Below are 8,047 nucleotides of genomic sequence, written 5' to 3'. Positions count from 1 at the left end.
GGCAGATGTACGGGCGAGCCGGCTTCGTGCTCCTCCGCCATCGCATCCTGCTCGGCTAAACCACGGTCCGTCACCACCGAAAGTGCGCCAGAGCCCAAAGAACGGTGTGACTCCTGATCATGGAGGACGCACCTGATGAGTACTGTGATCCAGGCATCGGCCCCGGCCAGAGTTCGGGTCTGGCCGTAGGGGGCGTCGTGCTCTGATGATGGTCGATATGGACGTTGTTCGGTGGGTGCGGGTTGGACTGCTGCAGACGGTGTCGGTGGTGTTGTCGGTATGCATTGCGGTGGCCTGCAATCAGGTCCTCAACGGTGGCGTCTGGAACTGGTGGTGGACGCTGGCCGCGGTCGCATTGACTGGGGCCGGGGCTTTTGTGACTTTCCTGCTGGCGCGCCGCCCAACCGCCGCTCCGGGATCCGACAGCCCAAGTCCTGGGCAGATGGTATCTGGCACGTCCGCGAGCGGAATTCAGCAGGTGGCCGAGGTTCGGGGGGACGTGATTTTGGGAGGTGGCCGTGTTGGGCGTCGCACGGCCTCGTCTCCAGGGCCTGAGCCTGTACCAGCAGGGGACGAAGAACCCGAGGCCGGTAGCCAGAATGTCCGAAATTCGCGGGTTGACGGCACAATCATGCAGGTCTATGGCGTGGACGGCGACCTGGAGATCGGCGGATCGTGACCTCCCCTCCAGATCAGCCGGACTCTCCACCGCAGCAGTCGGTGACTGAGGCGACCGTACTTGGGCATGTCCTGCAGATCTCCGGCGTGACGGGAGATGTCAGGATCTCGTTGGGGCAGGGCGCTACAGGACCAGGCGGCCCGGTCGGGCGGCCGCTGAGCGCGGTCACCGACCCATTCACCTTGGAAGTACACCGGCCGATCACCGTCGATGGGCCACCGGGTCACGATCTACCGGCGCTGCCGCCGTACGTCGAGCGGGCGCATGACCGAGAGCTCGCAAAGATCGTCCGGGCGGCCGCAGAGGGTCGGAGCGGGATCGCGGTGCTCATTGGCGGATCATCCACAGGCAAGACCCGAGCATGCTGGGAGGCGCTCGACCCACTTCGGAGCATGGGCGGTTGGCGGCTATGGCACCCTTATGACCCGACCCTGCCGGAAGCCGCTCTCACCGACCTCGCCAGAGTAGGACCCCAGACGGTGGTGTGGCTGAACGAGACGCAACACTACCTCCGCACCGTCGACGACGCAGGAGAGTGTGTCGCGGCCGGGTTGCGGACGATTCTCACCGACTCCACGCGTGCTCCGGTCCTGGTGCTGGGCACACTTTGGCCAGCTCATTGGGACACTCTGACCAGCAGCACCAGCCGGTTTGAACAGGCCCGCGCGGTCCTGTCCGGCGTCGATATCGCTGTCCCGACCGCTTTTGATGACGAGCACATGGTGGTTCTGAACGCCTGTGCGGAGCAAGACCAACGGCTCGCTGAGGCTGTCGCCAACGCCGACGCGGGTCACGTCACCCAGTATCTTGCCGGTGTGCCGGAGCTCATGGCGCGCTATCGCCATGCCGCTCCGACCGCCAGGGCTTTGATCCACGCCGCTATGGACGCTCGACGGTTCGGTCACCGCCGAGCGCTCTCGCACACGCTCCTGAAAGCCGCTGCCAGTGCCTACCTGTCCGACACCGAATGGGACGCCCTCAACGAGGACTGGTTCGACGTTGCCCTCTCCTACGCCGGCAGGCCATGTAAAGGGGTCCCTGGTCCGCTGACCCGGATCCGTCCCCGTGTTCTTGGACCCTCACCGCAGGCCGCCGACCAGGCTGTATCAAGTGAGCCTAGGTACCGGCTCGCTGACTACCTTGAACAGCACGGCCGTTTCTCGCGCACCCACCAGATGCCACCCAACGGGTTCTGGACCGCGTTGGCCGACCACGCCCATCCCGGCGACCTCAATGCCCTTGGAAATGCGGCCTACGACCGAGGCCTGTATCGAGATGCCGCCCAGCATTGGAAGAAGGGCGCGACTCACGGCAGCCCAGGCGCTGCCCGCAACCTGATCGGTCTCCTCCTCGAACTCCACCCAGCCGACCGGCGACCAGTGCGATGGGCTGCCGACCACCTCGCCGGCAGCGACGCGTATTCCGTGTCCTGCTTGCTGGGAGTGCTGCACGAAGAGCAAGCGCATGAGGAGGTCATCGGTCTCGCTGATCGCGCGGCAACCGATTTCGTGCTCCACGAGGCGTCCGCTGTGGCGGAACTACTGAAAGGGTTGCAGGCAGTAGGAGCCCGAGAGCAGATCGACTCCCTGCTGGCACGCGACCCCGCGGGCCAGGTCGGCCTCGATGATGGCGCGGAGGGCATGGTCAAGCTGCTGAACGCATTGTTGCGTGTCGAATCAGACCAGATCTTCGCGCTCCAGTTCAATCGCCCCGATCACGCGTCGGCCGTGGCCGAGCTGCGTCAGAGTCTCCTGGCTCGCAAACAGATCAACACGTTACTTGCTCGGAATCCGTCGTCTTGCCCGCCGCTTCAAGAGGCGTCTGCAGTGGCGAACATGCTAAGGGTTCTCCTCGCAGCCGGCGCACAGGACCAGATTGGCGCCCTGCTGGCACGCGACCCTGCCAGCCACGTTCATCTTTCCGATGCCAGCGGCGTCGCACGGTTGCTGACGCAGCTGCAGCAGGTTCAGACGCCTGGCCCATGGGGTGAATTTCACTCACTACCGGGCTTCATCAGCTGGTCCAACCGTCCACCAGTCGATCCGACGGACAACCAGGCGATCGCACAGGACCAGATCCAGGAGTTGCTGGCCCGTGACCCGGCAACCCACACTTCCCTGGACTCCCTGTCCTCTCTCAGTGAGCTGCTGGCTGCACTACGAGCTGTCGGGGCGCAAGAACAGTACAGAGCGCTCACCGAACGCGCCGTCACGCACCTTGCCCTCGACATCGTGGGCGCCGCTACCCTGGGCTCACTCCAAGCCAGCGGAGCGCACGACCTGGCCGCCGGGTTGACCGAGCGTGCCATGGCGCAGATTCCGCTTGGCGATACGCGCGCCGTGATGAGACTGCTGGTAGCGCTACGGGCGCACCGTGCTCAGGATCAGATCAGCGCATTGCTTGCGCGTGACCCCGCGACACACGTTTCGCTCCACGACGGGACCGACACAGCCATCCTGCTCGAAGAGCTCATGGAGATCGGAGCACAAGACCAGGTTCGCATGCTGCTGGCGCGCAAGCCGGCCGCTCACGTCCAACTCCACGACGCCTATGGCGTGAATCGGCTGCTAGAGAGCCTGCAGGAGTTCCAAGAGCATGACCAGGTGAATGCCTTGCTGGCCCGCGCCCCCGCCGCTCACGTCTCATTGCACGACACCCAGGCTGTGAGCTTGCTGCTGCGATCGCTGAAAGCCCTCGGAGCACAAGTCCAGGTCAAGGCTCTCGCCAGGAGAGCCGCCACCAGCCTCCCCTTGGATAATGCGAGGAACGTGGCCGCACTGCTGGAGGGACTACGGAGGGTTCGGGCGGGAGATGAGATCGCTGCGCTCCTGGCACGCGACCCCGCCTCCCACACCCGGCTCGACGACCCGGCAGACGCAAAGCGGCTCATCGAACAGCTGATGGAAATCACGAAACCTGAAGAGCAGACAACCTCTTACGCGGCTGACGGCTTCATAACCATCGAACAGCAGGCCATCGAACTCCTGGACCCCGACGGCAAGGAAGAACTGAAGAACCAGCTCGTCCGGTTGACGGCCCGGTTGCCTGCGGTAGGGCTGTTCTGGCTGTACCAGCGCTACAGCGGTGACAGCTACTGGTTCGGCCGAGAACCCAACGGCGACCCGGCTCCAGCCTGGGACTGGGGGGACGTGTACGACCGATAGCCGGCCCGCTGTCCGATCCGGGGCTGCGCCTGCCGAAAACCATATCTGGGCGGCGGCGTGACTGCGGGCGGTCCGCGAGGTCCAGGCGGCTTGGCCTACGAAAATAGGAGGCGGCAGTCACATGCCCATGCCAGCATGGTCGCTTTGTACCCGATGTGAAAGGACCTGAGTGGCCATGCCTAGCGCCATCACTTTGATCCGCTCCGCTTCTCTGTCCGACGTCGCTCAGTACGCTTATGCAGCCACGGCGCCTGCCGAGTCACGACTCATCTTCCTCGCCGGAGCGTGTCCCCTGAACGAGGACGGCTCGACGGCAGCGATTGGGGACTACGCAGGTCAAGCAGCGAAAGCCATCGAGAACATGCAGACGGCCCTCACTGCCGCTGGCGCATCATTGCAGGACGTCATCAGCACAAGGGTTCTCGTCGCGTCCACCCGGCAGGAGGATCTGGGGGCTGCCTGGAAGATAGTCCGGGAGTCGTTCGGTGAACATGACGTACCGAGCACCTTGATGGGAGTCACCGTGCTTGGTTACGACGACCAGCTCGTTGAGATCGAAGCCGTCGCCGCCGTACTTGACTCCTGAGGGTAAGCGTCCAATCTGGCGCAAGCGGACACGGTTAGAGCCTGTATAGAAGCCGGTTAGAGCCATTCGTTGATTGCGGCGATGAGGACCGTGGCTTCGTAGCGCACGGCCAGCTTGTCGAAGCGGGTCGCGACCGCACGATGGCGTTTGAGCCGGTTGATGCCGCACTCCACAGCATGGCGCTGCTTGTAGACCTCGGGGTCGAAGGTCGGTGGCCGGCCGCCCATCGACCCCTCCTTACGACGCTGACGTCCTGATCGGCCTTGCTGGGAATCGTCGCTTTGATGCCCGCCGCCGCAAGTAGGCACTGTTGGCCCTGGAGGTATAGGCCTTATCAGCCAGCACCCGATCCGGACGGGTACGGGGACGCCCGCCACCCAGACGCGGTACGCGGATGCTGTCGATGACCGCGGTGAACTGCGGGCTATCCCCACGCTGACCGGCGGTCAGTGACGATCGACAGCGGCTTCTGCCCCTGGTCACACGCCAGATGCAGCTTGGTGGTCCATCCTCCGCGGGACCGCCCCAACCCATGATCAGCCGGCTCTACCCAATTCCCACCGGGCGGCTCAGCTTGGAGATCGCCTTTTTCCGCGCGCCCGCGGCGTGCTGGTGAGCTCGGACGATGGTGGAATCCACGCTGACGTCCCAGGTGATGCGCCCGGCCGCGTCCGCCAGCGCCTGCAACGCGGTCAAGATCCGCGGCCAGGTGCCATCGCGCTGTAATCGCCGGAACAGCGCATACACCGCCGACCAGGATCCGTAGCAGGGGGGCACATCCCGCCAGGGCGCACCGACTCGTACCCGCCAGCGGATCCCATCGATCAGCTGCCGCTTGCTGGACAACGACGGCCGGCCTGATCGCTTCGGCACCGGCAGCAACGGCTCCAGTACCGCCCATTGTGCGTCAGTCAGGTCGAACCGCCGCGTAACCGCTGAGGTGGCCACGAGGTCTCCGGTGTTCGGTTCGTTTGGTCGACGAACCACCTATCGGAGACCGCGCTCGTTGTCGATTGACGACACGCTTCGAACCATCAGGCCAACGCCCACTCCATAGCGGACTTCGATACAGGCCCTAGGGGCTCCTTGCCTCCACAGTGGCTCCGTTCTGATCTCCTCACCGGAACGGATCGCACGTGTTCCCTCGTATCGCATTGGCGGCCACCGCCCTCACCGCCCTCCTGGCAGCTTCGCCAGCTGCCGCGAGTTCCTCTGACGGCTGGCAGGATGACGCCGGCTGGGGCTCGGTCACGGTCTCGGCCGACCGCAAGCACATCACGGTCTGCGACCTGAGCCGGGACGGCCGCGCCGTCCGGGTTATACGCCACCACGTACCTGCAGAAGTGGACCGTGGTCGACTCCGACGGCGCCCGCTGGGGCTGCGGAACCGACACCACCCACCTCAGCCGCATCAACGTCTTCAAACTGTGCAAAGGCGGTACATTCGGCTCCTGCCGCCCCTCAATCTAGGTCTCACGCGCCGGCTTTCTCCGGTAGGCCGGGGCGACCGGTCAAGCTCGCACCGCCTGCGTGCATGGCGACAGCTGAGCGGCAAGCTAGGGCCTGGCCGGGTCATCCTCAACTCCCCGAAATTTGCGCACGTGAGATCCGGCGGTCAACGACCATGGTAGGTGTGGACTACTCCGTACAGGTCGAGGTCGCCCCGGCCCAGAGCACGCTGCAACTGGACGAGTTGCAGCGCCATGGTGTGAGTGCGCTGCTGTCTCGAGGACTGAGCAGTGTCGAACAGGCCAACGGGCCGGATGGAGTCGAACTTGATCTGATCGACTTCCAGGTCACCACCTCCCCCCGAGGGGCGCTGCTGGTCGTGGCCGTAGAGACGTCGGCGTTGGAGTTCACCGAAGATGGCGTCCAGCACCTCATTGAGGCGGTACTGGAACGCAGCGAACTGCTCGCGGACTGGCTCGTCGTGCGCTGTGAGGTCGGCATCACCGACGAGGCCTTGCACGCCGGCTTGGCCCTGCCGGATGAGTTCCCATCTCATGATGATCTGGCGCAGCATGCTGCAGCGGGCGCTGGGAGGGCGCAAGCGAAACCGGAGTGCGACGAGGAGAGGGGAAGGCAGATCCGGGCGGCGCTGACCGCCGAGGCCTCCCGGTTGAAGGCGTTCGGTCTCGAACACTTCGGGCACTACGGCGACGAGTCCGACGACACCAGCCCAGCCACCCAGGAGAATGCCACGCTGGCCGCGGGAGCGTTGATGGCGGCCACGGACATCCTCATCGGCCATCTGATGGACGATGCCGAAACACTGTCAGCAGAAGACGCCACCGTCGCCGACGATCCTGGACTGGTGGCCCTGCCCGCCATCGTTATCTGGGCTAGTCAAGCGAACTAGCTGGTCAGCCGCTTGAAGGTCGTTAAGGCACGTAAGGCAAGTGGGCTGACCGCGTCTGCCGAGCCGGTGGGATCGAGGGCTGCAGTTCTGTCGGAATCAACCGGGGATCTTTCGGGTGCTCACTATTTGCAATCAATTGATTACCGACATGTAGGTGATGTGCGGCTGACTGCTGGAGGGGAGTCAGCTCATGGGGGGCGGCATGGGCGGCTGGACCTTCGCTCACGCGTTCGGGCGCCCATGTCGTCCCGCTTGGCTAGAGTGCTGATGTCGAATGCGTCGTCGCGGCGATTCGCTGATTGCGACCGGACGAATACAGGTATGTAAGGGTGGGGCGGGTTCGAATTCGGGGGGAGCCGAACCCGTGACAGGCGCGGGCGTCTGGCTGACTGAGCTGACGACGGACGCCCGCGTTCCCCAGAGTGCTGTCTCCCACCGCGGTTTGGGCCCCCAGCAGTCACATGATCGACGCGAATCCGGGCAGGGTGGGTCGCGTGAGGTGATTCCGGTGGAAGACCGCGGCCAGGGCCAGAAGGACGGACTGACAATCGGGATGTGGCACTCGGACGTGTGCCCGGTGATCGACCTGCAGGGCGAACTGCAGGCAGCGACCGTCAACGACTTCTTCGACCAGATGGGCCGTGTCCTGGCCAACCGGCCCGACGTGGTCGTTGTGGACCTGTCGCGGGTGGCGTTCTGCGACTTCGACGGCGTGGCTGCGCTGGTCAGCGCATATCGGCGCGCCCGGCAGCTCGGCGCCCGGCTGGTGCTGGCCGGGGCGCAGGGCAGATGCGCTCAGATCTTGCACCGCACCGGCCTGAACCAGATCCTCCGTCCGCTGCCCGTCGAGGCCGAAGCGGCCGCCGCGATACCGGCCTGAACCTGCGGGAGCCGGAGGTCGCTCCCCCCGCCCTCGGCTCCCGCAACCTCTCGCAGAGTAAACCCGCACCAGGAAAGGATCACGGCGAGCATGGCAAAGATCCGCTCTGCTCGGCGTGGAACAGCAGGAACGGCGCCGGGACAAATCTAGGTTCAGGCCAGTGAACCCACCGATAACGCCTGGTAGGCGGCGCAAGGAGCCGCCGAAGTGATCACAGTCATCGTCTTCGCCATGGCGGCGCTCTTCGCGCTGGAGGCCGTGCTGGGGCTGGCGCTACTCGGCTGGGGCCTCGTCGAGCTCGGCGCGTTCCTGCGCTGGCACCCGGACGGGGCAGCCGGTGGCCTGCGCGAGCTCGCGACGGGTGCCCGGCGGGTTTGGG

General features: G+C 65.1%; 5 protein-coding genes and 1 pseudogene. 5 read left to right on the top strand and 1 reads right to left on the bottom strand.

The window, feature by feature from the left end:
* The first annotated feature begins 205 nt into the window (after positions 1-205).
* The 3 genes from AB0J09_RS48515 to AB0J09_RS48505 all read left to right on the top strand — a co-directional run bounded on the left by AB0J09_RS48515 (position 206) and on the right by AB0J09_RS48505 (position 4,429).
* On the top strand, positions 206-679 hold the full coding sequence (locus AB0J09_RS48515; RefSeq protein ID WP_360707437.1) for a hypothetical protein: 474 nt from the start codon (positions 206-208) through the stop codon (positions 677-679).
* A 479-nt stretch (positions 680-1,158) separates the two neighbouring features.
* On the top strand, positions 1,159-3,843 hold the full coding sequence (locus AB0J09_RS48510) for a hypothetical protein (protein ID WP_360707434.1): 2,685 nt from the start codon (positions 1,159-1,161) through the stop codon (positions 3,841-3,843).
* Positions 3,844-4,018: 175 nt separating this feature from the next.
* Positions 4,019-4,429 carry a Rid family hydrolase gene (locus AB0J09_RS48505; protein ID WP_214641625.1) on the top strand — a complete coding sequence of 137 codons (411 nt, stop codon included), beginning with the start codon at positions 4,019-4,021 and terminating at the stop codon, positions 4,427-4,429.
* 56 nt (positions 4,430-4,485) lie between these two features.
* Here the strand turns inward: AB0J09_RS48505 and AB0J09_RS48500 are convergent.
* Positions 4,486-5,377, bottom strand: a pseudogene (locus AB0J09_RS48500) (IS5 family transposase).
* Between the two features lie 685 nt (positions 5,378-6,062).
* Between AB0J09_RS48500 and AB0J09_RS48495 the strand changes: the two are divergent.
* Positions 6,063-6,788 carry a hypothetical protein gene (locus AB0J09_RS48495; protein WP_360707431.1) on the top strand — a complete coding sequence of 242 codons (726 nt, stop codon included), beginning with the start codon at positions 6,063-6,065 and terminating at the stop codon, positions 6,786-6,788.
* A 508-nt stretch (positions 6,789-7,296) separates the two neighbouring features.
* Complete coding sequence (locus tag AB0J09_RS48490; protein ID WP_360707428.1) at positions 7,297-7,668, top strand: STAS domain-containing protein; 372 nt, start codon at positions 7,297-7,299, stop codon at positions 7,666-7,668.
* Positions 7,669-8,047: the final 379 nt, after the last annotated feature.

Source organism: Nonomuraea sp. NPDC049784 (genome assembly GCF_040659615.1).
Classification (GTDB): domain Bacteria; phylum Actinomycetota; class Actinomycetes; order Streptosporangiales; family Streptosporangiaceae; genus Nonomuraea.
Note: the sequence above shows the minus strand (reverse complement) of the source record. Positions and strands in the feature narration are given on the sequence as shown.